Consider the following 24,668-nt stretch of genomic DNA (forward strand, 5'->3'; position numbering starts at 1 on the left):
ACCTGTGAATCTTGTGCGCGGATCCGTCCGCAGACCCGGCCGCCTCGCGGCCGAGGTGACGGCGCTGCTCGTCGCGCTCGCGGTCGCCTTCCCCCTCTACTGGATGGTGCTGGGCGCCTTCAAACCGGCCGGCGAGATCGAGTCGTCCGAGCCCCGGCCGTGGACCCTTCAGCCCTCGCTGGATTCCTTCCGGCGCGTCTTCGGGCAGCAGGAATTCGGCCGCTACTTCCTCAACTCCCTTGTCGTCGCGGGCACCGTCGTGATCGTCTCGGCGCTCATCGCGTTTCTCGCGGCGACCGCCGTGACGCGATTCCGGTTCCGCTTCCGGACCACCCTGCTGATCATGTTTCTGGTGGCGCAGATGGTGCCCGTGGAGGCGCTCACGATCCCGTTGTTCTTCCTCATGCGGGACTTCGGCCAGTTGAACACGCTGGGCGCGCTCATCCTGCCGCACATCGCGTTCTCGCTGCCGTTCGCGATCTGGATGCTGCGGGGCTTTGTGAAAGCCGTCCCGGAAGCGCTGGAAGAGGCCGCGTACATCGACGGGGCGAGCCGGGCCAGATTCCTCTGGCAGATCCTTTTCCCGCTCGTCTTCCCGGGGTTGGTCGCGACCAGCGTGTTCTCGTTCATCTCCACCTGGAACGACTTCCTGTTCGCCAAGTCGTTCATCATCAGTGACACGTCCCAGTCGACGCTTCCGATGGCGCTCCTGGTGTTCTACAAACCGGACGAGCCGGACTGGGGCGGGGTGATGGCGGCGTCGACGGTGATGACGATTCCGGTACTGGTGTTCTTCGTCCTGGTCCAGCGACGGCTGGTCTCGGGACTCGGCGGAGCGGTGAAGGACTGACATGACCGAGCTGATTCCGGCGCCACGGCGCCTGCGGTGGAACGAATCCGGCGGCGCGCGCCTGGACGCGCGGACGCGCCTGGTCGCCGGCCCCGGCACGGAGGGCGTCGCGCGCTGGATGCGGGCGACCCTCGGCGCGGCGACCGGACTGCCGTTTCCCGACGCACCCGGGGGCGGCGACCCCGCCGACAGCCTTGTGCTCGGCATCGACGCGGGGCTGCCCCCCGAGGGCTACCGGCTCGTCCTCGACGGCCACGCGCGCCGCATCGAGGGCGGCAGCGCGGCCGGCGTCTTCTGGGGCGCCCAGACCCTCCGTCAACTCCTCGGCCCCGACGCGTTCCGCCGGGCCCCGCTGCGCCCCGGCCACGTCTGGGAGCTGCCCGGGGTCACCGTCGAGGACCACCCCCGCTTCGGCTGGCGGGGCCTCATGCTCGACGTGGCCCGGCACTTCATGCCCAAGGACGGGGTGCTGCGGTATCTCGATCTCATGGCCGCGCACAAACTCAACGTCCTGCACTTCCATCTGACGGACGATCAGGGCTGGCGCGTAGAGATCAAGCGGTACCCGAAGCTGACCGGGACCGGATCCTGGCGGGCCCGCACGAAATTCGGCCACCGCGCCTCACCGCTGTGGGAGGACAAACCGCACGGTGGCCACTACACGCAGGACGACATCCGCGAGATCGTCGCGTACGCCGCCGAACGGCACATCACCGTCGTCCCGGAAATCGACGTACCCGGACACTCGCAGGCCGCGATCGCCGCGTATCCGGAACTCGGCAACACCGACGTCGTCGACACCGGTGCCCTCACCGTCTGGGACAACTGGGGCGTCAGCGAGAACGTCCTCGCGCCCACCGACCACACCCTGCGGTTCTACGAAGGCGTCTTCGAGGAACTCCTGGAGCTGTTCCCGTCCGAGTTCATTCACGTCGGCGGCGACGAATGCCCCAAGGGCCAGTGGCGCCGTTCGGCGACCGCGCAGGCCCGTATGCGGGAACTCGCGATCACCGACGAGAACGCCCTCCAGGCGTGGTTCATCGGCCACTTCGACACCTGGCTCACCGCGCGCGGACGCAGGCTCATCGGCTGGGACGAGATCCTCGAGGGCGGACTCGCGCCCGGTGCGGCCGTGTCGTCGTGGCGCGGCTACCAGGGCGGCATCGAGGCCGCGCGCGCCGGGCACGACGTGGTGATGTGCCCGGAACAGCAGGTGTACCTGGACCACCGCCAGGACGAAGGCGCGGACGAGCCGGTCCCCATCGGCTACGTCCGCACCCTTGAGGACGTGTACCGCTTCGAGCCGGTTCCGCCCCAGCTGAGCGTGGCCGAAGCACGCCATGTGCTCGGCGCCCAGGCCAATGTGTGGACCGAGGTGATGGAGGACCAGGGACGCGTCGACTACCAGGTGTTTCCCCGGCTCGCCGCCTTCGCCGAGGTCGCCTGGAGCGCCCTGCCCGCCCCGGCGGAACGGGACTTCGCCGACTTCGAGCGCCGAATGGCCGCCCATTACGGGCGACTTGACGCCCTCGGCGTCGCATACCGGCCACCCTCGGGACCCCACCCGTGGCAGCGCAGGCCCGGCGTGCTCGGCCGCCCGATCGAGGGACCGCCCCCGGAGAAGTGACGGCCGCCGAGGGGTGGAACGGGCCGGTGGGGGACCGGTGGGGGACCGGCCCCACCCGAACAAGCGGGCAGAAAGTCCCGAACACGTGAGGGAGAAAAGTAAGGGAAAAGCTGTGCAAGCTTCACCGAAGAGTGCCAATTCGAGCGCACCGGCGATGCCTGCACAAAACGGGCCATCTACGCGGTGAGGTGGGCGAACGTCTCCTAGCGGACCCCCGCGTTCTCGCCCTGCGAAGATGTGCCAGAGTTGCCACGTCCGCCCTGTCGGCACGTACCGTACGGCCAACAAAGGTGGGATCAGGGCAGCGGGAAGGGGCAGCCGGTTTGACCACGCACGCACCGCAGACGGCGCAGGCCGTCACGCTGCCCACGACGCTGGACGAGGCCGTGGCGGCCCTCACCGCCATGCCCGCCGCCGTACCCGTCGCGGGCGGCACCGATCTCATGGCCGCGGTGAACTCCGGGCAGCTCAGGCCCGCCGCGCTGGTGGGCCTCGGCCGCATCAGCGAGATCCGCGGCTGGCAGTACCAGGACGGCCACGCGCTGCTGGGCGCCGGCCTCACCCACGCGCGCATGGGCCGCCCCGACTTCGCCGCGCTCATCCCCGCGCTCGCCGCCGCCGCGCGCGCCGCCGGACCACCGCAGATCCGCAACGCGGGCACTCTCGGCGGCAACATCGCCTCGGCCGCCCCCACCGGCGACGCCCTGCCGGTCCTCGCCGCGCTGGAGGCGACCCTGGTCATCGCGGGCCCGGGCGGCGCCCGCCGCGAGATCCCGGTCTCGCACCTGCTGGCCGGGATGGAGATGCTGCGCTCCGGCGAACTCATCGGGTACGTGCGCGTGCCGCTGCTGCACGCGCCGCAGGTCTTCCTCAAGGCGACGGGCCGCACCGGCCCCGGGCGTGCCCTCGCCTCCGTCGCCCTCGTCCTCGACCCGGCCCGGCGCGGCGTGCGCTGCGCGGTCGGTGCCATAGCGCCGATGCCGCTGCGGCCCCTGGAGGCCGAGAACTGGGTCGCCCAGCTCATCGACTGGGACAACAACCGCGCGATCGTGCCGGAGGCGCTCGGAGCCTTCGGCGAGTACGTCGCCGCGGCCTGCATCCCCGACCCGGGCCCCGCCGAGGACGGCTCGGTGCCGCAGCTGCCGCCCGCCGTACTGCACCTGCGGCGCACCGTCGCCGCGCTGGCCCGACGAGCACTGGGGAGGGCGCTGTCGTGACCGACGACCAGCACGGAGAGGGCACGCCCCGCGGCGGGGGCCGCTGGGACCCGCTGCCCCAGGGCGACTACGACGACGGCGCCACCGCCTTCGTGAACCTCCCCGAGGGCGGCATCGACGCCCTCCTCGCCTCCCAGGACAGCCCGCTCGCCGCGCCCGGCCACGGCTACGTGCCGCCGCAGATAACGGTCGCGCCCGCCACCACCGCCGGCACCGACCCCGCGGCCACCGGCACCTGGCCCGTCGCCGGCGCGCCCGTCGACGGCGCCCAGTGGCACGACCCGAACGCCTCGGGCCAGGACACCTCCGGCGGCGACCGGTTCACCTACCAGCCCGACGCGAGCGGGCAGTGGGAGTTCCAGGACACCGGTGAGGTCGCGCACCCCGAGGGCCCGCAGGCTCCCGGCCACGACGTCACCGGCCAGTGGTCGATCCCCGTCGCCGGGGGCGACCTCCCGGACGAATCGGGCGAGTTCACCACGTCCGCGCTGGTCGAGCAGTGGGGCGGCACCCCGCCGCCGACCCTGCCCGGCGGCGCCGCCGCGCCGTGGGCGACGGAGCAGTCGATCGGGCAGCCGTGGGGCCCGGGGGCCGCCGAACGGCCCGCCGACCACGGCCAGGGCCCCGCCGGCGAGCACGGCCACGGGTCCGCGCACGGACACCCGGCCGCCGAGCAGCCGTACGGCGAGCACATGCCGCCGCACCAGCAGGAACCGGCGCTGGCCCGGCCGTACGTCGACCAGGGCGAGCCGTACCGCCGGGACCAGGACGCGCACGCCGCGCAGCAGGCCCCCGAGTACCGGCCGGAACCCGGCTACGAGCACGAGCACGCGCCCGTGCCGGGAGCCGAACCCGCCGGGCACGCGCGCCAGGACACCGGTCAGTACGCACGCCAGGACGCCGCCGACCACACCGCCGGGCAGCCCGCCCCCGCCGACCACGCCGCACCGCGGCACGCGGGCGACCACACCGCCGGGCAGGCCCCCGCCGGACAGGCCCCGCAGCACCCGGCCGACGCGTACGAGGCCGCGCCGAGCGCCGCCTCCGCCGAACAGCCCGAACCCTCACCGCGCGCCCCGGCCGACGGTGAGGCCCCCGAGGACGCGCCCGGCGGCGCCGACGAGGCCGCTGAGCGCCCCGCTGAGGCCGCCGCGGAGACCGCCGGGACCACGGAGGCCGACGGCGCCCCCGAGGACCCCGAGGACGCCGCCACGGACGCCGCTCCGCAAGCGCCCGGCGAGCCGGAGTCCCAGGACGCCGACGCGGCCGCCGCGGAGTCCGCCGACGCCTCCGAGGCCGCCGACGCCTCCGGGACCGAGACCGGGCCGTCCGCCGCCGCGCTCGACGAGGACCACCCGCTCGCCTCCTACGTGTTGCGCGTCAACGGCACCGACCGGCCCGTCGGCGACGCCTGGATCGGCGAGTCCCTGCTGTACGTGCTGCGGGAGCGGCTCGGCCTCGCGGGCGCCAAGGACGGCTGCTCGCAGGGCGAGTGCGGCGCCTGCAACGTCCAGGTCGACGGCCGGCTCGTCGCCTCCTGCCTGGTACCGGCCGTCACCGCGGCCGGCAGCGAGGTGCGCACCGTCGAAGGGCTGGCCTCCGACGGACAGCCGTCCGACGTGCAGCGCGCCCTCGCCCGGTGCGGCGCCGTGCAGTGCGGCTTCTGCGTGCCCGGCATGGCGATGACCGTCCACGACCTGCTGGAGGGCAACCCCGCCCCGACCGAGCTGGAGACCCGCCAGGCGCTGTGCGGCAACCTGTGCCGCTGCTCCGGCTACCGGGGCGTCGTGGAGGCCGTCAAGGAGGTCGTCGCCGAGCGCGAGGCGCACCGCGCGTCCGCCGCCTCGGACGCCGAGGCCGCCGACGAGGCGCGCATCCCGCACCAGGCGGGCCCGGGCGCGGGCGGCGTCAACTCCGCCGCGTTCGACGGTCCGCAGCCGCCGGACCGGGGCGGACCGCACGACCAGTCCCACGGCCAGGACGGAGGCCACGCGTGAGCAACGAGACCGCCACGGCACAGGCCGCGCAGGCCCCGGAGACGAACACCGCCGCGTCCGAGGCGATCCCGCACGGCCTCGGCGCCTCGCTCCCGCCGTCCGACGCGCGCGCCAAGACCGAGGGCACCTTCCCGTACGCCGCCGACCTGTGGGCCGAGGGCCTGCTGTGGGGCGCGGTGCTCCGCTCGCCGCACGCGCACGCGCGCATCGTCTCCATCGACACCACGCACGCGCGTGAGATGCCCGGCGTCCGGGCCGTCGTCACCCACGAGGACGTCCCCGGCACCGCGCTGTACGGCCGCGGCAAGGCCGACCGGCCCGTCTTCGCCTCCGAGGTCGTACGGCACCACGGCGAACCCATCGCGGCCGTCGCCGCCGACCACCCGGACACCGCGCGGATGGCCGCCGCCGCCGTCATCGTCGAGTACGAGGTGCTCGACCCGGTGACCGACCCCGAGCAGGCCTTCGAGGCCGAGCCGCTGCACCCCGACGGCAATCTGATCCGGCACATCCCGCTGCGGCACGGCGACCCGGAGGCCGCCGGCGACGTCGTGGTCGAGGGCCTGTACCGCATAGGCCGCCAGGACCCCGCGCCCATCGGCGCCGAGGCGGGCCTCGCCGTACCGCGTCCCGACGGGGGAGTGGAGCTGTACCTCGCCTCCACCGACCCGCACGCCGACCGGGACACGGCCGCCGCCGCGTTCGGCCTCGAACCCGAGCGCGTGAAGGTCGTCGTCACCGGCGTGCCCGGCGCCACCTCCGACCGCGAGGACCAGGGCTTCCAGCTCGCCCTCGGCCTGCTCGCGCTGACGACAGGCTGCCCGGTGAAACTCGCCGCCACGCGCGAGGAGTCCTTCCTGGGCCACGTCCACCGGCACCCCACCCTGCTGCGCTACCGCCACCACGCGGACGCCGAGGGCAGGCTCGTGAAGGTCGAGGCGCAGATCCTGCTCGACGCGGGCGCGTACGCCGACACGTCGTCGGACGCGCTGGCCGCCGCCGTCGCCTTCGCCTGCGGCCCCTACGTCGTGCCGAACGCCTTCATCGAGGGCTGGGCCGTGCGCACCAACAACCCGCCGTCCGGCCATGTGCGCGGCGAGGGCGCGATGCAGGTCTGCGCCGCCTACGAGGCGCAGATGGACAAGCTGGCGAAGAAGCTCGGCGTCGACCCGGCGGAGCTGCGCCTGCGCAACGTGATGGCCACGGGTGACGTGCTGCCCACCGGCCAGACGGTGACGTGCCCGGCGCCGGTCGCGGAACTCCTCCAGGCCGTACGGGACCAGCCGCTGCCGCCGCTGCCCAAGGACGCGGCCGAGGACGAGTGGCTGCTGCCCGGCGGCCCCGAGGGCGCGGGCGAACCGGGCGCGGTGCGCCGGGGCGTGGGCTACGGGCTCGGCATGGTGCACATGCTGGGCGCGGAGGGCGCGGACGAGGTGTCCACGGCCACCGTGAAGGTGCACGACGGCGTGGCCACGGTGCTGTGCTCGGCGGTCGAGACCGGCCAGGGCTTCAGCACGCTCGCCCGGCAGATCGTGCAGGAGACGCTCGGCATCGACGAGGTGCACGTGGCGCCGGTCGACACCGACCAGCCGCCGGCCGGCGCGGGCTGCCGCGGGCGGCACACGTGGGTGTCCGGTGGCGCGGTGGAGCGCGCGGCCAAGATGGTCCGCACCCAGCTCCTGCAGCCGCTGGCCCACAAGTTCGGGATGTCCACGGAGCTGCTCCAGATCACCGACGGCAAGATCACGTCGTACGACGGGGTGCTGTCGACGACGGTCACCGAGGCGATGGAGGGCAAGGAACTGTGGGCGACGGCCCAGTGCCGTCCGCATCCCACCGAGCCGCTGGACGACTCCGGGCAGGGCGACGCGTTCGTCGGCATGGCCTTCTGCGCGATCCGCGCGGTCGTGGACGTCGACGTCGAGATCGGCTCGGTGCGCGTCGTGGAACTGGCCGTCGCGCAGGACGTCGGGCGGGTGCTGAACCCGGCCCAGCTCGCCGCGCGCATCGAGGGCGGTGTCACGCAGGGCGTGGGCATCGCGCTCACCGAGAACCTCCGCACGCCGCGCGGCCTGGTCCGCCACCCCGACCTCACCGGGTACGCCCTGCCGACGGCCCTGGACGCGCCCGACATCCGCATCGTGAAGCTGGTCGAGGAGCGGGACGTGGTCGCGCCGTTCGGCGCCAAGGCGGTCAGCGCGGTGCCGGTCGTGACGTCCCCGGCGGCCATCGCGTCCGCGGTGCGCGCGGCGACGGGCCGCCCGGTGAACCGCCTCCCGATCCGCCCGCAGGCGGCGGTGGTCACGGGCCAGTGAGCCCCGGTGCGGCGGTGCCGGTGTCCCGGCCGGCCGCCGCACGGTGAGCTTGCCGAGCCTCAACCGCGTTGCGTCCGGCGGCCGTTGCGTCGGACACGCCGCTTCGCCCGGCCGGAATTGCGAGGCCGTTGTCAGTGGTGGCGGCTAATGTTCTGGGCAGTGGGACGGCCGCCCGTCGGGGGTGGGCGGCCGGTCCCGGGAACGGACGGGGGCGGGCATGTACGGGGAAGTGACGAGCGGGGTGGCGATCACGACGGCGGGGACGAATCTGGAGAGCTGTGCCGGACAGGGGCGGCTGGTCCGGCTGCCGGGGCTGCGCGGGGTCGCGCCGTCCCTGGTGACGCTGGTCCGCCTCGCGACGGCGACGGGCCAACTCCCGGCGGGAGCGGCTCACTTGCACCCCTGCGGTGAGCGCGCCGACATACGCACGCTGGTGGAGCGGTCGCCGTACCGGAGGATGACGGCGCTGGTCCGTCTCCTGGCGCTGGCGGCGGGCGCGGGCGCGGAGTCGGGGCTCGCGCTCGATCTGCCGGTCGGGCTGCTGGACCGCGAGTTCGGCCGGGGCCGCGTCGTCCACTTCGAGGACGTCGACTTCCCGGCGGTGCTCACGCACGAGCCGACGCGCCGCTTCCTGCGGGAGACGGGACTGCCCGAGGAGGCGTTCCCGCTCGCCCTGGACACGGACGTGCCGCTGCCGACGCTGACGGAGTACGCCGAGGACGACGCGACGGACTTCCGGCCGGCCCGCCTCCCGGTGGGCGCCGAGCGCCTGATCCGCGTCGGTGCCCTCGCGGAGGCCGGCTGCAGCCTGGTCCTGGACGGCAGGACGGGCACGCTCCTGAAGTGGAGCGAGCCGGACGCGGGCCTGCACCCGCTGGGCGCGGACCTCTCGACCCTGGCCTTCACGCTGTGGCTGCTGCACAGGGCGCTGCTGGAGGCCGCGGCGGTGCGGTGAGCGGTCGCACCGATGGGTGATCTGCGTCACAGTGGAGTGAGGGGCGGAAACCGTGAACGGCTCCCTGCGGAAGGCCGGCCGAGATGAACGCCTTGCCCAAGCCCGTGATCGACGCGATGGCCGACCGTTCCATGCGCCTGCACCACATGCTCTGGCACACCGCGCGTGACTCCTGGGCGACCCTGACGCCCGACGAACGGGAGGTGTTCCGCGACCACGGCTGGGAGCCGCCGCGTCCCTCGCTGACGGCGCCGAACCCGGCCACCGGTGCGCCCTCCGTCGAGGTCGACAACGGCTCGGGCGAGGACTTCCTGTACATGCACCGGCAGATGATCGCCGCGGTGAACGAGATCCTCGCCGGCGCGGGCGACCCGCAGCACCCGCGGGTGGAGGGCTGGCCGACGGTCCCGCCCCCGCAGGACACGGCGTTCCCGGTCCCGCCGCCCTTCGACATCCCCGGCGACCCCGGCACGTCCGACGCCATCCGGGACGCCAAGACCCCGGAGTCGTTCGACCGGATCCGCCAGTGGGAGGCGGAGTTCACCGACCCGGCGAGACTGCGCCAGACGACGCTCCGTCGCCTCGGCGCGAGGATCGAGTTCGGCATCCACAACCGGATGCACCTGCGCTGGGCGGCGGCCATGCCCGCCTACCGGCCGGGCGGCGACACGTTCGACGTCGACCCCGCGTGGGACGACGCGCGGTACGACTGGCTCGCCGACACCTACTCCGCCCACGTGAACCCGGTCTTCTGGAAGCTGCACGGCTGGGTGGACGCCCGCATCGACGACTGGATGGCGGCCAACGAGCTGACGGGCCCGGTCCCGTGGAGCTTCGACCCACCCTGGAGCGGCCCGGCCGGCGCCCACGACCACCACGAGGCCCTGGAGTCCCCGGCCGACAGTCTGGAAACGACGGTCGAGGACCTGAAGCGGGCAGGCATCACCGAGCCGACCCGCTTCACGGTTCACGACGAGGTCTGACCGACCGGCATTCTCACTGGAGGCCGTGGCGGGATTCGAACCCACGTAACTCGCTTTGCAGGCGAGCCCCTGAACCACTCGGGCACACGGCCGTGTCCTACTCGTCACTCACAGCCGTGGCGGGATTCGAACCCACGTAACTCCCCGCGAGCGGAGCTCGCTGATGGATGCAGTGCAGGCGAGCCCCTGAACCACTCGGGCACACGGCCGTGTTGACGACTCGACCGTACGGCCGGGGCGGCGCCGGGCTCAAGGAGACCGGGGGTCCCGCAACGCGACTGCCACACGCCGTTCATGAAGGGGCGGCGTAGGTCCAGGGACGTAGCCCCGTCCCTCCTCCCGACAGGGGCCATCGCACCGCTTGGCCCTTACGCTGTCGACCATGAGTGCCCTCGAACCGCGCGACACCGGTGTCGCCGACGCCTCCGGCCCCGACCCTGCCACCGGGCGGGCCGAGACCGTGCTGAGCCGCTCCTACCGGGCGCTGAGCATCGGCATCGTCTCCGTCGTCCTGCTGATCGCCTTCGAGGCGACGGCCGTCGGCACCGCGATGCCGGTCGCGGCGCGTGAGCTGGACGGGGTGTCGCTGTACGCGTTCGCGTTCTCGGGGTACTTCACGACGAGCCTGTTCGGGATGGTGCTCGCCGGCCAGTGGGCGGACCGGCGCGGGCCGCTCGGGGCGCTGACGGCCGGCATCGCCTCGTTCGCCGCCGGCCTGCTGCTGTCGGGGACGGCGACGGCGATGTGGCTGTTCATCCTCGGCCGGGCGGTGCAGGGCCTGGGCGGCGGCCTGGTGATCGTCGCGCTGTACGTCGTCGTCGGCCGGGCCTACCCGGAGCGGCTGCGCCCGGCGATCATGGCGGCGTTCGCGGCGGGCTGGATCGTGCCGTCGATCGTCGGCCCGCTGGCGTCGGGCGCGGTGACCGAACACCTCGGCTGGCGCTGGGTGTTCGTCGGCATCCCGGTGCTGGTGGTCTTCCCGCTGGCGCTCGCGCTGCCGCAGATACGGCGCAAGGCGGCCGGCCCCGTGGAGGAGACGGGCACCGGCAAGGGCGGGTCGTCCCTCGACGGGCGCCGCATCCGCCTCGCCCTCGGCATCTCGCTGGGCGCCGGACTGCTCCAGTACGCCGCGCAGGACCTGCGGTGGGCGTCGCTGCTGCCGGGCGCGGTGGGGGCGGCGCTGCTGGTCCCGGCGGTGCTCGGGCTGCTGCCGCGCGGCACGTACCGGGCGGCGCGCGGGCTGCCGTCCGTGGTGCTGCTGCGCGGGATCGCGGCGGGGTCGTTCATCGCGGCCGAGTCGTTCGTGCCGCTGATGCTCGTCACACAGCGTGGGCTGAGCCCGACGATGGCCGGGTTCTCGCTGGCGGCCGGTGGCGCGACGTGGGCGCTGGGCTCGTGGCTGCAGTCCCGGCCGCGGGTGGAGCCGTACCGGGAGCGGCTGATGACGCTGGGCATGCTGCTGGTGGCGGCGGCCATCGCGGCGGCGCCGAGCGTGCTGATCGACGCGGTGCCGGCGTGGACGGTGGCGGTCGCCTGGGCGTTCGGCTGCTTCGGCATGGGCCTGGTGATCTCGTCCACCAGCGTCCTGCTGCTGAAGCTGTCCGCCCCCGAGGAGGCCGGCACGAACTCCGCCGCGCTCCAGATCTCCGACGGCCTGTCCAACGTCGTCCTGCTGGCCACGGGCGGCGCCGCGTTCGCCGCACTGGGCGGCGGCAGGCTGAGCCACGCGGCGACAGAGGCCTCGGCCTCCCACCCGGCGGCCTTCGCGGCGGTGTTCCTGCCGATGGCGGGGGTGGCGCTGGTGGGGGCGTGGGTGACGACGCGGGTCCGGGCGGCTGCCTCCGAGGCGCCGCGCGACATGGCCGGGTGACCGGTGTGAGCTAGGTCGCACCCCGCCCCGGGTCGCCCGGTGCTCGCTCGGACCGCCCCGGCCCGCCGGTAGGGTGGCCCGGTTGTCATACGCAGCCGAGCAGTCGACCCCCTCCACGGAGACCGTGACTACCACCGCCAGCTCCAGCACCGCCAGCCACTCGCACCACCTGTCACCGGCCTTCCCCGGCCGTGCACCCTGGGGCACCGCCAGCAAGCTGCGTGCCTGGCAGCAGGGGGCGATGGAGAAGTACATCCAGGAGCAGCCCCGCGACTTCCTCGCGGTCGCCACCCCCGGCGCCGGTAAGACGACCTTCGCGCTGACCCTGGCGTCCTGGCTGCTGCACCACCACGTCGTGCAGCAGGTGACCGTGGTCGCGCCGACCGAGCACCTGAAGAAGCAGTGGGCGGAGGCCGCCGCGCGGATAGGGATCAAGCTGGACCCGGAGTACAGCGCGGGCCCGCTCGGCAAGGAGTACGACGGCGTCGCCGTCACGTACGCCGGAGTCGGCGTGCGCCCCATGCTGCACCGCAACCGCGTCGAGCAGCGCAAGACCCTGGTGATCCTGGACGAGATCCACCACGCCGGTGACTCCAAGTCCTGGGGCGAGGCCTGCCTGGAGGCCTTCGAGCCGGCCACCCGCAGGCTCGCCCTGACCGGTACGCCGTTCCGGTCGGACACCAACCCCATCCCCTTCGTCACGTACGAGGAGGGCGACGACGGGATCCGGCGGTCCGCCGCCGACTACACCTACGGCTACGGCTCCGCGCTCGCGGACGGCGTCGTGCGCCCCGTCATCTTCATGTCCTACAGCGGCAACATGCGCTGGCGGACGAAGGCAGGCGACGAGATCGCGGCCCGCCTCGGCGAGCCGATGACCAAGGACGCGATCAGCCAGGCCTGGCGCACCGCCCTCGACCCGCGCGGCGACTGGATGCCGTCCGTGCTGCGCGCCGCCGACCAGCGGCTCACCGAGGTCAGGAAGGCCGTCCCCGACGCCGGCGCGCTCGTCATCGCCTCCGACCAGGAGTCCGCGCGGGCGTACGCCAAGCTCATCCGCGACATCACCGGCCACCGGGCCACCCTCGTGCTGTCCGACGACACCGGCGCCTCGAAGCGGATCGACGAGTTCAGCGCCAGTACCGACCGCTGGATGGTCGCCGTCCGCATGGTGTCCGAGGGCGTCGACGTGCCCCGCCTCGCGGTCGGCGTGTACGCCACGACCATCTCGACGCCGCTGTTCTTCGCGCAGGCCGTCGGCCGCTTCGTACGGTCCAGGCGGCGCGGCGAGACCGCGTCCGTGTTCCTGCCGACCATCCCCGACCTGCTCACCTTCGCCAACGAGATGGAGCGCGAGCGCGACCACGTCCTCGACAAGCCCAAGAAGGAGGGCGAGGAGGACCCGTACGCCGAGTCCGAGAAGGAGATGGAGGAGGCGAACCGGGAGCAGGACGAGGACACCGGCGAGCAGGACATGCTGCCCTTCGAGGCGCTGGAGTCCGACGCCGTCTTCGACCGGGTCATGTACAACGGCGCCGAGTTCGGCATGCAGGCCCACCCCGGCAGCGAGGAGGAGCAGGACTACCTCGGCATCCCGGGGCTGCTGGAGCCCGACCAGGTGCAGATGCTGCTGCAGAAGCGGCAGGCGCGCCAGATCGCGCACAGCCGCAAGAAGCCGGACGAGGAGGCCGACCTCCTCGAACTCCCCGCCGAGCGGCGGCCGGTGGTCTCCCACAAGGAGATGATGGAGCTGCGCAAGCGGCTCAACACGATGGTGAGCGCGTACGTCCACCAGAGCGGCAAGCCGCACGGCGTCATCCACACCGAACTGCGCCGGGTGTGCGGCGGCCCGCCCAGCGCGGAGGCCACCGCGGGCCAGTTGCGCCAGCGCATCGCCAAGGTCCAGGAGTGGGCCACGCGCATGAAGTGACGCCGGGGCGCCGGGGGCGTTCCGCGGGGTGTGCGGGCGCGGTGGCGCGCCGGATGTTCCGGGACAAACGGAATGAGTCCATACCAGGTGCTGACCGGATTCTGGACGGAGCCTTCCGCTCAGCGAACCGGCTCGCTACTGTCCCGCTACGCACACGCCCCGTGGCAGCGCCGCCGCGGAGCGCAGCCGTGAAGCGACTGGGCCCGGGACAGGACCGGGCCGCCGGCCGATCGGCGGCCTCTGTAGCGCGTCACTGACGGGACTCGGTGACGCCCCGCCGACAGCGGCCGCCGACCTCACCACCAAAGGAGTGGGCGTCGTGACCGCGGAGACCTCCCAGACGCTCGACAGGGGCCTGCGGGTCCTCAAACTGCTCGCCGACACCGATCACGGTCTGACCGTGACCGAGCTGTCCCAGAAACTGGGCGTCAACCGGACCGTGGTGTACCGGCTGCTCGCCACGCTGGAACAGCACGCCCTGGTACGCCGTGACCTCGGCGGCCGTGCCCGGGTGGGGCTCGGGGTGCTGCGCCTGGGCCGCCAGGTGCATCCGCTGGTGCGGGAGGCGGCGATGCCGGCGCTGCGGTCGCTGGCCGAGGACATCGGCGCGACGGCCCATCTGACGCTGGTGGACGGCGCGGAGGCGCTGGCCGTGGCCGTCGTCGAGCCGACGTGGACGGACTACCACGTGGCCTACCGCGCGGGGTTCCGGCATCCGCTGGACCGGGGCGCCGCGGGCAAGGCGATCCTCCAGGCCCGCCGGCAGTCCGCCACGGACCCCGGCTACACGCTGACGCACGGCGAGTTGGAGGCCGGCGCGAGCGGGGCGGCGGCGCCGCTGATCGGCGTCACGGGCGTCGAGGGCAGCGTCGGTGTCGTGATGCTGGCGGACTCGGTGCCGGAGCGGGTGGGCGAGCGGGTCGTGGAGGCGGCGAAGGAGGTCGCGGAGGCCCTGCGCTGACGCCCGCCCGGGCCGAATTCCGCGCCACGTTAGATTGATCCCGTGCTCTCTCGTCTCACGCGCCCCCAGGCTGTCGCCGTCTGTGCCCTGCCCGTCGTGGCTCTGCTCGCCGCGGCGGCGTTCGCGCCGCTGCCGTTCTCCGTGGCGCAGCCCGGGATGACGGCGGACGTGCTCGGGAAGAACAAGGGCGCGCCCGTGATCACGATTTCGGGCGCGCCGACCCGCGAGCCCGGCGGCGAGCTGCGGATGACGACGATCGAGGCGACCAGCCCGGACACGCGCGTGTCCCTCGGCGACGTCCTGGACGGCTGGTTCGCGACGGACCGGGCGGTCATGCCGCGCGACTCGGTGTATCCGAGCGGCGGCGACGTGAAGGAGATCGAGCGGCACAACGAGGAGCAGATGCGCCGGTCGCAGAACGAGGCGACGCGCGCGGCCCTGCGCCATTTGAAGCTCGACGACGAGAAGGTGAAGGTCTCCCTGAAGCTCGCGGACGTCGGCGGCCCGAGCGCGGGCCTGCTGTTCACCCTCGGCATCATCGACAAGCTGGACGGCGACGGCAGCGGCGGAGACCTCACGGGTGGCCGCGTGATCGCCGGCACCGGCACGATCGACGCGGACGGCAGGGTCGGCCCGGTGGGCGGCGTGGCCCTGAAGACGCAGGCGGCCCGGCGCGACGGCGCGACGGTCTTCCTGGTCCCGAAGGCGGAGTGCGGCGACGCGAAGTCGAACCTCCCGAAGGGCCTGCGCCTGATCCCGGTCACGACCCTGAAGGGCACGATCGACTCCCTGACCGCGCTGGGCACGGGCAGGGGCGAGGTCCCCAGCTGCTAGTGCCCCGGCACTGGAACACGCGGGCGCCCGCCCTCAGCCCTCCTTGACGAACCCCTCCTCCACCAGCCAGTCCAGGGCCACCTGGTGGGGGTCCTCGCCGTCGACGTCGACCTTCGCGTTCAGGGTCCGGGCGATGTCGTTGTCCAGCTTCTTCGTGATGGGGGCGAGGATCTCCGCGATCTCCGGGTACTTCTTCAGGGTCTTCGTGTGGATCATCGGAGCCGCGTTGTAGTTCGGGAAGAACTTCTTGTCGTCCTCCATCACCACGAGGTCCATCGACTTGATGCGGCCGTCGGTCGTGAAGACCTCGCCGAAGGTGCAACTGCCCTTCGCCGCCTGCGTGTAGATGATCCCGGTGTCCATCTGCGTGACGTTCCCCGCCGGGATGTCCATGCCGTACTTCTCGGCCATGCCGGGCAGGCCGTCCGCGCGGTTGGCGAACTGGTTCTCCACGCACAGCGTCACCGCGTCCGGGTCCTTCTTCGCCAGCGCCGCCACGTCCGAGAGGGTCTTCGTGCCGTACTTCTCGAAGTTGTCCCGGTTCATCGCCAGGGCGTAGGTGTTGTTGAGGGGCGACGGCTCCAGCCAGGTCACGCCGTTCTCGCGGTCCGCGTCCCTGACCGCCTCCCACTGCTCGCGCGGGTCGGGCAGCGGCTGGGTGTTGCCGAGGTAGTTGATCCACCCGGTGCCCGTGTACTCGTAGTCGGCGTCCGCCGCGCCCTTCTTCACCGCCTCGCGCGAGCCGATCGAGCCCTGGATGCCGGTGCGGTCGAGGACGTTCGCGCCGGCCGCCTCGAAGGCGATCCCCATGATCGCGCCCAGGATGAGCTGCTCGCTGAACTCCTTCGACGTGACCGTCAGATCGACGCCCTTCAGCGGCTCGCCCCGCCCGATCGACCCGGGGGAGACGTCGTCGACCATCGGCGAACCGCTGGTCAGTCCGCAGCCGGACGCCAGCAGCAGCGCCCCGGCCAGGAGCAGGCATCCGCGTCTCATGTCCCCGCGTCTCATGTCCCCGCCTCCAGGCCCCGCGGTCGCAGCCCCAGCTCCGCCAGCGACGCCAGCCAGTCCACCAGCAGCGCCAAGGCGACCGTGAGGATCGAACCCAGCACGAGCACCGGCATCCGCTGGTTGGTGATGCCGGTCGTGATCAGTACGCCGAGACCGCTGCCCCCGCCGAACGTCGCCAGCGTCGCCGTGCCCACGTTCAGGACCAGCGCCGTCCGGATGCCCGCCAGGATCAGCGGCACCGCCAGCGGCAGTTCCACCCGGGTCAGCACGCCCAGCGGGGACATGCCGATGCCGCGCGCCGCCTCCAGCAGCGTCGGGTCGTTCGCCTTCAGGCCCGCCATCGTGTTCGACAGCACCGGCAGCACGGCGTACGCGATGATGCCGATCAGGGCCGCCTTCTTGCCCGTGCCGAGCCAGATCACCAGCAGCGCCAGCAGACCGATCGCCGGGGTCGCCTGCCCCATGTTGGCGATCGCCATGGCCACCGGCGTCGCCTTGCGGAAGGCGCGGCGGGTCAGCAGGACGCCCAGCGGGATCGCGATGATCAGCACGAAGAAGGTGGAGATCACCGTCAGTTCGATGTGCTGCCACAGCGCCTTGGACACCTGCCCGCCCGACAGGGCGTTCTCGGAGATCGCGTCCAGGTCCGCCTGCCGGAACCACAGCCAGGTCGCCAGCAGCACCGCGATCAGCACCACGGGCAGGAACGTCAGCTTCTGCCAGGTGATCCGCCGGGCCGGGCCCCGGCGCGGGGGAGTGCGCCGCCCTTCGCCCCCGGAGCGCTCCGCGTCCACGGAGTCGTCGTCCCGGAGGGCACCCGCCTCGGGCTCGTCGTCCTCGGGCCGGGGCGGCGGCCGGAAAGCGGTGCTCACGCCTTCGCCTCCCCGCCGTCCACGCCCTCCTGCTCGACGTGCGTCTGCTGGGCTCTGGCCTCCTGCAACTCGTGCTGGGCCTCCATGGCCTCCAGCCGGTCGGCCTCCAGCATCTCGTGCACGGAGTTGATCAGCGTCTCCATGTCGACGACGCCCGTGTACTCGCCGCGCCGCCCGGTCACCGCCACGCGGCCCGCGTTGTCCGTGAGCACCGCCTCCAGGGCGTCCCGCAGGGTGGCGTCCCGGGTCACCGTGTCCTGCACGAGCGTCCCGGCCCGCGCCAGCGACCCCTTGGCGCGCATCAGGTCGCCGCGCCTGAGCCACTTGTAGGGGCGTCCGCGCCGGTCGAGCAGCAGGATCTCGTTGCTGCCGCTCGACCGCAGCCTGTTGAAGATCTCCTGGAGCGGGTCCTCGACGGTCACCGTCGGATAGTCGGTGATCTCCACGTCCCGCACGCGCGTCAGGTTCAGCCGCTTCAGGGCCGCACCGGCGCCCACGAAACCGGACACGAAGTCGTCCGCCGGGTTGGTGAGGATGGCCTCCGGGGTGTCGAACTGCGCGATGTGCGACCGCTCCCGCAGCACCGCGATGCGGTCGCCGAGCTTGATCGCCTCGTCGAAGTCGTGCGTGACGAACACGATCGTCTTGTGCAGCTCGTGCTGGAGCCGGATCAGCTCGTCCTGGAGGTGGTCGCGCGTGATCGGGTCGACGGCGCCGAACGGCTCGTCCATCAGCAGCACCGGCGGATCGGCCGCCAGCGCCCGCGCCACCCCCACCCGCTGCTGCTGCCCGCCGGACAGCTGACGGGGATAGCGGCCGTGGAACTCGCCCGGGTCCAGCCCGACCAGGTCCAGCATCTCCTCCACACGGTCCCGGATGCGGCCCTTGGGCCAGCCCAGCATCCCCGGCACCAGGCCGATGTTCTGCGCGACCGTCATGTGCGGGAAAAGACCGGACGACTGGATCGCGTAGCCGATCTTGCGGCGCAGCTTCACCGGGTCCATGTCGGTGACGTCCTCGCCGCCGATGCGGATCCGCCCGCCCGACGGCTCGATCAGCCGGTTGATCATCTTCAGCGTGGTGGACTTCCCGCACCCCGACGGGCCGACCAGGATCACCGTCTCACCGGCGCGGATCTCCATCGTGACGCTCTCGACGGCCGGCCGCGCGCTGCCCGGGTAGCGCTTGGTCAGGTTCTCCAGCTCGATCGTGGCGCCGGTCGCGCCGCTGTGACTGCTCGTGTCAGGCACGGATCCCCCTGGGGATGGTCAGCCGTCCGATGAGGACGTACGCGGCGTCGAACAGCAGGGCCAGGACGATGATCCCGAGGGTCCCGGCGAGGACCTGGTTGAGCGCGTTCTTGCTGCCCAGCGAGCCGATGCCGCGGAAGATCTCGTTGCCGAGTCCGGGCCCCGAGGCGTACGCCGCGATGGCCGCGATGCCCATCAGCATCTGTGTCGAGACCCGGATCCCCGTCAGGATCGGCGGCCACGCCATCGGCAGCTCCACGCGCAGCAGCCGCGCCGCCCGGGACATCCCGATGCCGCGGGCCGCGTCCACCAGCGCCGGGTCCACACCGCGCAGGCCGACGATCGCGTTGCGCACGACCGGCAGCAGCCCGTACAGCGTCAGCGCGACCACCGTGGGCGGCACGCCCAGGCCCACGACCGGGACGAGCAGACCGATCATGGCGAGGGACGGGATGGTCAGGATCGTCGCGGTGGTCGTCGTGGCGAGGCTGCCCGCCCACTCGCTGCGATAGGTGAGGACGCCGATCAGTACCCCCAGCAGCGTCGCCACGACCATGCACTGGAAGACGGCGCTCGCGTGCTGGTAGGCGTCGATGAGCAGCTGCTGGTGCCGGGTGCTCAGGTACTCCCAGAAATCCACATCCGCTCACCCCGGCTTCGGGCCGCGCCCGGGGGCTCGGCCGGTGTCAGGTCCGCTGCCGGTCCTCCGCAGCCTGTTCCACCAGCGGGATGATCCGCAGCGGAACGGGGTTCTCCATGACGATCGCCGTGGAGGCCCGGACGATGCCATCAAAACCGACAACCCGGTCGATCACCCGCTGGAGATCGGCGTTCGAGCGGGCCACCAGACGGCACAGCATGTCCCCGGTGCCGGTCGTCGTGAGCAGCTCCAGCACCTCCGGCACGGTCGCCAAGTGGGCCCGTACGTCAGGGCCTTGACCCTGCCGGATCTGCAGCGTCGCGAACGCCGTGACCGGGTAGCCGAGCGCCGCCGGGTCCACCTCCGGGCCGAAGCCGCGGATGACTCCGTTCGACTGAAGCCGGTCCAGGCGCGCCTGCACCGTGCCGCGCGCGACCCCCAGCCGCCGGGACATCTCCAGCACGCCGATGCGCGGCTCACGCGCCAGCAGCACGATGATCCGTCCGTCGAGATGATCGATCGCCACGCCCGCCTCCCGGGATGGTCAGCCTGTACAGAAAGTCCGCCGCAACGGCCATCGCCCTGGGCAGATTGCCCAGTGAACAAGCAAACTATTGCGCACCTTGCGAGTGCGGGAGAGCCTGCGGTTATGACGCAGACCACACACCACACTCCCGACACGACCGCCCGGCAGGACGACCCCTTCCCGGTCAAGGGAATGGACGCGGTCGTCTTCGCCGTGGGCAACGCCAAGCAGGCCGCGCACTACTACTCCACCGCCTTCGGCATGAAGCTGGTCGCCTACTCCGGACCGGAGAACGGCAACCGGGAGACCGCCGCCTACGTGCTGGAGAGCGGCTCCGCCCGCTTCGTCCTCACCTCCGTCATCAAGCCCACCACGACCTGGGGCCACTTCCTGGCCGAGCACGTGGCCGCGCACGGCGACGGCGTCATCGACCTGGCCATCGAGGTGCCCGACGCGCGCGCCGCCTACGCGTACGCCGTCGAGCAGGGCGCCCGCTCGGTCGCCGAGCCGTACGAGCTGAAGGACGAGCACGGCACCGTCGTCCTCGCCGCGATCGCCACGTACGGCAAGACCCGCCACACCCTCGTCGAGCGCCGCGGCTACGACGGCCCGTACCTGCCCGGCTACGTCGCCGCCGCCCCGATGGTCGAGCCGCCCGCCCAGCGCAGCTTCCAGGCGATCGACCACTGCGTCGGCAACGTCGAACTCGGCCGCATGAACGAGTGGGTGGGCTTCTACAACAAGGTCATGGGCTTCACGAACATGAAGGAGTTCGTGGGCGACGACATCGCGACCGAGTACAGCGCGCTGATGTCGAAGGTCGTGGCCGACGGCACGCTCAAGGTCAAGTTCCCGATCAACGAGCCCGCCATCGCCAAGAAGAAGTCCCAGATCGACGAATACCTGGAGTTCTACGGCGGCGCCGGCGTCCAGCACATCGCGCTGAACACCAACGACATCGTGCAGACCGTCCGCCAGATGCGCGCGGCCGGCGTGCAGTTCCTGGACACGCCCGACTCGTACTACGACACGCTCGGCGAGTGGGTCGGCGAGACGCGCGTGCCGATCGACACCCTGCGCGAGCTGAAGATCCTCGCCGACCGCGACGAGGACGGCTACCTGCTGCAGATCTTCACCAAGCCGGTCCAGGACCGCCCGACGGTGTTCTTCGAGCTCATCGAGCGGCACGGCTCCATGGGCTTCGGCAAGGGCAACTTCAAGGCCCTGTTCGAGGCGATCGAGCGCGAGCAGGAACGCCGCGGCAACCTCTGACCGCCGCAGACCTACCGCTTGGGCGGGCCCTCCAGCGAGGGCTCGCCCAGCCGCGTCAGCGCCCGCCGCGCCACCGGCCCGTGCAGCGGCGAGAAGTACGGGTTGATCCGCAGCGCCTCCTGGAGATGCCGCCGCGCCGCACCCTCCCGGCCCAGGGCCCGCTCGATCATGCCCCGGTGGTAGAAGTGCGGCGCGCTGCGCACCACGTCGCCGCGCGTGCCGTCCGTCGCGCGCACCGCGAGACGCAGCGCCTCCTCGTGCCGCCCCGTCCGGTGCAGCGCCCACCCGAGCGCGTCCGCCACCGCCGCCCCCGGCTGGCGCCGCCACTCGGCCCGCAGCCGCCGCACCGCCGCCCCCGCGTCCCCGTGGTCCGCCTCGAACCGCCCCAGCACCAGCGCCTCGTCCGCCCCGCCCGCCGCCGCCGCGCGCACCCGCTCCCGCAGCAGCCCGTACTGCGCCCGGGCCGCACCGGGCCGCCGCAGCGACTCGTACAGCTCGCCCAGCTCCAGCGCGTACTGCGGCGACGGCTGCCCCGCCAGCGCCGCACGGTAGGCGTCCACCGCCTGTGCCGTCCGGCCCAGCGCCGCCAGCGCCCTGCCCTGCCCGGCCCGCGCCGCCCACTGCCCGGGGTCGGTGCGCACCGCCTCCTCGAAGTGCCGCAGCGCGGCCTCCCGTTCACCGCGCTCCCACGCCAGCTGCCCGGCCCGCTCCAGATACGCCGCCCGCTCGGCCGGGGTCCGGGCGCCCGCCGCCGCGTCGGACAGCTTGGCCGCCGCGTCCTCCCGCCAGCCGCGCTCCCGGTACACGGCGGCGGCCCGCGCCCGCACGTCCGGCCCCGAGCGCAGCTTCCTCAGCCGGTCCAGCGCCCGCCCCGCCTCCTCGTGCTCGCCGAGCCCGCTCAGCGCCTCGATCAGCGGCGGATACGCCGTCCACCGCGCCGGGTCCAGCTTCCGCGCCCGCTCGGCCCACGCCCGGCCCGCGGGAAAGTCCCGCCGGGCGTTCGCCAGCACCGCCATCCCGCCCAGGGCCGCCGCCCGCGCGTCCACCCCGGCGCCCTTCACCCGCAGCGCCGTGCGCAGCGCCTTCTCGGCCCGCGGGTAACAGGCCGGGTCCGCCGTCCGCCGCCCCCGCTCCACGTACGCCGCCCCCAGCACCGCCCACGACCCGGCGTCCCCGGGATGCTCCCGCAGATGCGCCTCCCGCTCGCCGATCAGCACCGCCAGACACCGCCGTCAGGGCCCGCGCACCCGGCGCCGGCGCGGGCGGCCCGCCCGCCGTCCCGTCCCACGGCAGCAGCACCAGCGCCCCGCCCAGCACCGCACACCCCGCGCCCACCGCGATCGCCGCCCGCCGCCGGACCCGGGGACGCCTCACCCGGGCCGCCTCCACCTCGTTGTCCATGGCGCACACTGTGCGTCAATACGACGAGCACACCCGGGCAGGCGACGGCCGCCGCCGACGGGGTTCACACCGATGGCCCCGGGTGCGAACCTGTGATCATGAGCCGTATCGAAGCGCCCCCCGAGGACGGCACGGCAGCCACCGGCGGCCTCGTCGACCGACTGCTCGGCGGCCTGCCCGCCGACGCGGTCCTCACCGACCCCGACGTCACCGCCTCCTACGCCCACGACATGGCGAGCTTCTGCCCGGCCGGCGCCCCCGCCGTCGTCGTCCTGCCGCGCACCGTCGAGCAGGTCCAGCACGTCATGCGCACGGCCACCGAGCTGCGCGTCCCGGTCGTCCCGCAGGGCGCCCGCACCGGCCTGTCCGGCGCGGCCAACGCCACCGACGGCTGCGTCGTGCTGTCCCTGACGAAGATGGACCGCATCCTCGAAATCAACCCGGTCGACCGCGTCGCCGTCGTCGAACCGGGCGTCCTCAACGCCACGCTCTCCCGCGCCGTGAACGAACACGGCCTCTCCTACCCGCCGGACCCCTCCAGCTGGGAGATGTGCACCATCGGCGGCAACATCGGCACGGCCTCGGGCGGCCTGTGCTGCGTCAAGTACGGGGTCACCGCCGAGTACGTGCTCGGCCTCGACGTCGTGCTCGCCGACGGCCGCCTGATGTCCACCGGCAGGCGCACCGCCAAGGGCGTCGCCGGGTACGACCTGACCCGGCTGTTCGTCGGCTCCGAGGGTTCCCTCGGCATCGTCGTGCGGGCCGTGCTCGCGCTCAAGCCGAAGCCGCCCGAGCAGCTCGTGCTGGCCGCCGAGTTCTCGTCGGCCGCCGCGGCCTGCGACGCGGTGTGCCGGATCATGGCCGGCGGGCACGTCCCCTCACTCCTCGAACTGATGGACCGTACGACCGTCAAGGCCGTCAACGACATGGCGCACATGGGCCTGCCGGAGACCACCGAGGCCCTGCTGCTCGCCGCCTTCGACACACCGGACCCCGCCGCCGACCTCGCCGCCCTCGGCGCGCTGTGCGAGGCCGCCGGAGCCACCCAGGTCGTCCCCGCGGACGACGCGGCCGAGTCCGAACTGCTCCTCCAGGCACGGCGGCTGTCCCTCCCGGCGCTGGAGGCGGTCCGGGGCGTGACGATGATCGACGACGTGTGCGTGCCCCGGTCCCGGCTCGGCGACCTGATCGAGGGCGTGGAGCGGATCGCCGAGAAGCACCGGCTGACCATCGGCGTCGTCGCCCACGCCGGGGACGGCAACACCCACCCCACCGTCTGCTTCGATGCCCAGGACGCCGACGAGTCCCGGCGCGCCCGCGAGTCCTTCGACGAGATCATGGCCCTCGGCCTGGAACTCGGCGGCACGATCACCGGCGAGCACGGCGTGGGCGTCCTGAAGAAGGAGTGGCTGGCGCGCGAGATCGGCCCGGTGGGCCTGGAGATGCAGCGGGCCGTGAAACACGCCTTCGACCCGCTCGGCATCCTCAATCCGGGCAAACTGTTCTGACGTCGGTACGCGTCGCTCCCGACGTCGGTTCACTCCCCGTCCTGGGACTCGTCCGACGGCCACGGGTCGCGCAGCCACAGGTCGTCCGCGGGAGTCGGGGCGAGCAGCTCGGCCAGGGCGTCGTCCAGGCCGAGCTGCTCGCCCTCAGTCCCCGGGGGCACCACCCGCAGCGTGCGCTCCAGCCAGGCCGACACCTGCGCCGTCGGGGCCTCCAGCAGCGCGTCCCCGTCCGGTGAGCTCAGCGCCATCAGCACGACGCTGCGGCCGGCGACCTTGGTCGGCCACACCCGCACGTCCCCGTGCCCGCACGGCCGGAACACCCCCTCCACGAGCAGCTCGCGGGCGAACGTCCAGTTCACGGGGAAGTCGGAGTTGATGTGGAAGGTGATGTGGATCGCGTACGGGTCGTCGCTGCGGTAGGTCAGCCGGGCCGGGACCGGGATGCTCCGCTCGGGCGACAGAACGAGCTTGAGCTCCAGCTCCCGCTCAACCACGGTGGGGTGCATGGCGTGCGTTCCTCTCTCCGAAGGATGTCGTGCGGCCGCTGTCGGTGCGCCCGCACGAGGAGAGAGCGGGTTCGGCGCGGAGCATTACGCGGGTTCGGAGAAGTTTTTTTCCGGGGCCGCGAAACGCGGTCCCGGCAGCGTGG

Annotated in this window: 19 protein-coding genes, 2 tRNA genes and 1 pseudogene; 13 read left to right on the forward strand and 9 right to left on the reverse strand. The window is 73.0% G+C overall.

Annotated elements, in window-relative coordinates; translation table 11 throughout:
- Positions 1-4: 4 nt before the first annotated feature.
- From ACZ7D7_RS05340 to ACZ7D7_RS05370, 7 genes are all read left to right on the forward strand, one after another.
- Complete coding sequence (locus ACZ7D7_RS05340) at positions 5-850, forward strand: carbohydrate ABC transporter permease (protein ID WP_470822583.1); 846 nt, start codon at positions 5-7, stop codon at positions 848-850.
- 1 nt (position 851) lies between these two features.
- A complete protein-coding gene (locus tag ACZ7D7_RS05345; protein WP_470822585.1) occupies positions 852-2,477 on the forward strand; it encodes a beta-N-acetylhexosaminidase in 1,626 nt (541 codons plus the stop codon).
- Positions 2,478-2,800: 323 nt separating this feature from the next.
- A complete protein-coding gene (locus ACZ7D7_RS05350; RefSeq protein ID WP_470822587.1) occupies positions 2,801-3,694 on the forward strand; it encodes an FAD binding domain-containing protein in 894 nt (297 codons plus the stop codon).
- Positions 3,691-5,691: a (2Fe-2S)-binding protein gene (locus ACZ7D7_RS05355; RefSeq protein WP_470822589.1), complete on the forward strand. Its 2,001-nt coding sequence runs from the start codon at positions 3,691-3,693 to the stop codon at positions 5,689-5,691. The genes ACZ7D7_RS05350 and ACZ7D7_RS05355 overlap by 4 nt, the downstream gene beginning before the upstream one ends.
- On the forward strand, positions 5,688-8,006 hold the full coding sequence (locus ACZ7D7_RS05360) for a xanthine dehydrogenase family protein molybdopterin-binding subunit (protein WP_470822591.1): 2,319 nt from the start codon (positions 5,688-5,690) through the stop codon (positions 8,004-8,006). The genes ACZ7D7_RS05355 and ACZ7D7_RS05360 overlap by 4 nt, the downstream gene beginning before the upstream one ends.
- A gap of 217 nt (positions 8,007-8,223) precedes the next feature.
- Positions 8,224-8,961: an SUKH-4 family immunity protein gene (locus ACZ7D7_RS05365; RefSeq protein ID WP_470822592.1), complete on the forward strand. Its 738-nt coding sequence runs from the start codon at positions 8,224-8,226 to the stop codon at positions 8,959-8,961.
- 83 nt (positions 8,962-9,044) lie between these two features.
- Positions 9,045-9,944 (forward strand): hypothetical protein, encoded by a 900-nt coding sequence (locus tag ACZ7D7_RS05370; protein ID WP_470822599.1) that lies wholly within the window; start codon positions 9,045-9,047, stop codon positions 9,942-9,944.
- A 17-nt stretch (positions 9,945-9,961) separates the two neighbouring features.
- On the opposite strand, the gene ACZ7D7_RS05375 is transcribed toward ACZ7D7_RS05370, so the two are convergent.
- Both ACZ7D7_RS05375 and ACZ7D7_RS05380 read right to left on the reverse strand, forming a co-directional pair.
- Positions 9,962-10,036, reverse strand: a tRNA-Cys gene (locus tag ACZ7D7_RS05375).
- A 19-nt stretch (positions 10,037-10,055) separates the two neighbouring features.
- Positions 10,056-10,153 (reverse strand) — tRNA-OTHER (locus ACZ7D7_RS05380).
- Between the two features lie 173 nt (positions 10,154-10,326).
- On the opposite strand from ACZ7D7_RS05380, the gene ACZ7D7_RS05385 reads away from it, so the two are divergent.
- The 4 genes from ACZ7D7_RS05385 (at position 10,327) to ACZ7D7_RS05400 (ending at position 15,539) form a co-directional block, all read left to right on the forward strand.
- The gene (locus ACZ7D7_RS05385; protein ID WP_470822601.1) at positions 10,327-11,814 is read left to right on the forward strand and encodes an MFS transporter; all 1,488 of its coding nucleotides are present in this window, start codon (positions 10,327-10,329) and stop codon (positions 11,812-11,814) included.
- A gap of 124 nt (positions 11,815-11,938) precedes the next feature.
- Entirely contained in the window at positions 11,939-13,744 is a 1,806-nt protein-coding gene (locus ACZ7D7_RS05390) for a DEAD/DEAH box helicase (protein ID WP_470822603.1), read from the forward strand.
- Between the two features lie 319 nt (positions 13,745-14,063).
- Entirely contained in the window at positions 14,064-14,705 is a 642-nt protein-coding gene (locus ACZ7D7_RS05395; RefSeq protein WP_470822605.1) for an IclR family transcriptional regulator, read from the forward strand.
- 42 nt (positions 14,706-14,747) lie between these two features.
- A complete protein-coding gene (locus ACZ7D7_RS05400; RefSeq protein ID WP_470822607.1) occupies positions 14,748-15,539 on the forward strand; it encodes a S16 family serine protease in 792 nt (263 codons plus the stop codon).
- A gap of 33 nt (positions 15,540-15,572) precedes the next feature.
- Here the strand turns inward: ACZ7D7_RS05400 and ACZ7D7_RS05405 are convergent, their stop codons facing one another.
- From ACZ7D7_RS05405 to ACZ7D7_RS05425, 5 genes are all read right to left on the reverse strand, one after another.
- Complete coding sequence (locus tag ACZ7D7_RS05405) at positions 15,573-16,535, reverse strand: glycine betaine ABC transporter substrate-binding protein (protein WP_470822609.1); 963 nt, start codon at positions 16,533-16,535, stop codon at positions 15,573-15,575.
- A gap of 11 nt (positions 16,536-16,546) precedes the next feature.
- Complete coding sequence (locus ACZ7D7_RS05410) at positions 16,547-17,344, reverse strand: ABC transporter permease (RefSeq protein WP_470823185.1); 798 nt, start codon at positions 17,342-17,344, stop codon at positions 16,547-16,549.
- 74 nt (positions 17,345-17,418) lie between these two features.
- Complete coding sequence (locus ACZ7D7_RS05415; protein WP_470822611.1) at positions 17,419-18,672, reverse strand: betaine/proline/choline family ABC transporter ATP-binding protein; 1,254 nt, start codon at positions 18,670-18,672, stop codon at positions 17,419-17,421.
- Entirely contained in the window at positions 18,665-19,312 is a 648-nt protein-coding gene (locus ACZ7D7_RS05420; protein WP_470822613.1) for an ABC transporter permease, read from the reverse strand. Before ACZ7D7_RS05420 ends, ACZ7D7_RS05415 begins: the two co-directional genes overlap by 8 nt.
- Positions 19,313-19,358: 46 nt before the next feature.
- Positions 19,359-19,838, reverse strand: coding sequence for an Lrp/AsnC family transcriptional regulator (locus ACZ7D7_RS05425; RefSeq protein ID WP_470822615.1), 480 nt, complete (start codon positions 19,836-19,838; stop codon positions 19,359-19,361).
- Positions 19,839-19,961: 123 nt separating this feature from the next.
- On the opposite strand from ACZ7D7_RS05425, the gene hppD reads away from it, so the two are divergent.
- On the forward strand, positions 19,962-21,110 hold the full coding sequence (gene hppD / locus ACZ7D7_RS05430; protein WP_470822617.1) for a 4-hydroxyphenylpyruvate dioxygenase: 1,149 nt from the start codon (positions 19,962-19,964) through the stop codon (positions 21,108-21,110).
- Between the two features lie 11 nt (positions 21,111-21,121).
- On the opposite strand, the pseudogene ACZ7D7_RS05435 reads toward hppD, so the two are convergent.
- Positions 21,122-22,511 (reverse strand): annotated as a pseudogene (locus tag ACZ7D7_RS05435) (tetratricopeptide repeat protein).
- Positions 22,512-22,603: 92 nt separating this feature from the next.
- Between ACZ7D7_RS05435 and ACZ7D7_RS05440 the strand changes: the two are divergent.
- Positions 22,604-24,019, forward strand: a complete 1,416-nt coding sequence (locus tag ACZ7D7_RS05440; RefSeq protein WP_470822619.1) for an FAD-binding oxidoreductase — start codon at positions 22,604-22,606, stop codon at positions 24,017-24,019.
- 29 nt (positions 24,020-24,048) lie between these two features.
- Here ACZ7D7_RS05440 and ACZ7D7_RS05445 read toward each other — a convergent pair whose 3' ends face one another.
- Positions 24,049-24,525 (reverse strand): SsgA family sporulation/cell division regulator, encoded by a 477-nt coding sequence (locus ACZ7D7_RS05445; protein ID WP_470822620.1) that lies wholly within the window; start codon positions 24,523-24,525, stop codon positions 24,049-24,051.
- Positions 24,526-24,668 lie beyond the last annotated feature (143 nt).

It is taken from the genome of Streptomyces sp. NPDC037054 (genome assembly GCF_055606745.1).

What these genes read in the sequence shown, in the direction of transcription:
- ACZ7D7_RS05345 (WP_470822585.1), top strand. Translation starts at nt 852, where the DNA reads ATGACCGAGCTGATTCCGGCGCCACGGCGCCTGCGGTGGAACGAATCC.
- ACZ7D7_RS05445 (WP_470822620.1), bottom strand. Translation starts at nt 24,525, where the DNA reads ATGCACCCCACCGTGGTTGAGCGGGAGCTGGAGCTCAAGCTCGTTCTG.
- hppD (WP_470822617.1), top strand. Translation starts at nt 19,962, where the DNA reads ATGACGCAGACCACACACCACACTCCCGACACGACCGCCCGGCAGGAC.
- ACZ7D7_RS05365 (WP_470822592.1), top strand. Translation starts at nt 8,224, where the DNA reads ATGTACGGGGAAGTGACGAGCGGGGTGGCGATCACGACGGCGGGGACG.
- ACZ7D7_RS05385 (WP_470822601.1), top strand. Translation starts at nt 10,327, where the DNA reads ATGAGTGCCCTCGAACCGCGCGACACCGGTGTCGCCGACGCCTCCGGC.
- ACZ7D7_RS05370 (WP_470822599.1), top strand. Translation starts at nt 9,045, where the DNA reads ATGAACGCCTTGCCCAAGCCCGTGATCGACGCGATGGCCGACCGTTCC.
- ACZ7D7_RS05405 (WP_470822609.1), bottom strand. Translation starts at nt 16,535, where the DNA reads ATGAGACGCGGATGCCTGCTCCTGGCCGGGGCGCTGCTGCTGGCGTCC.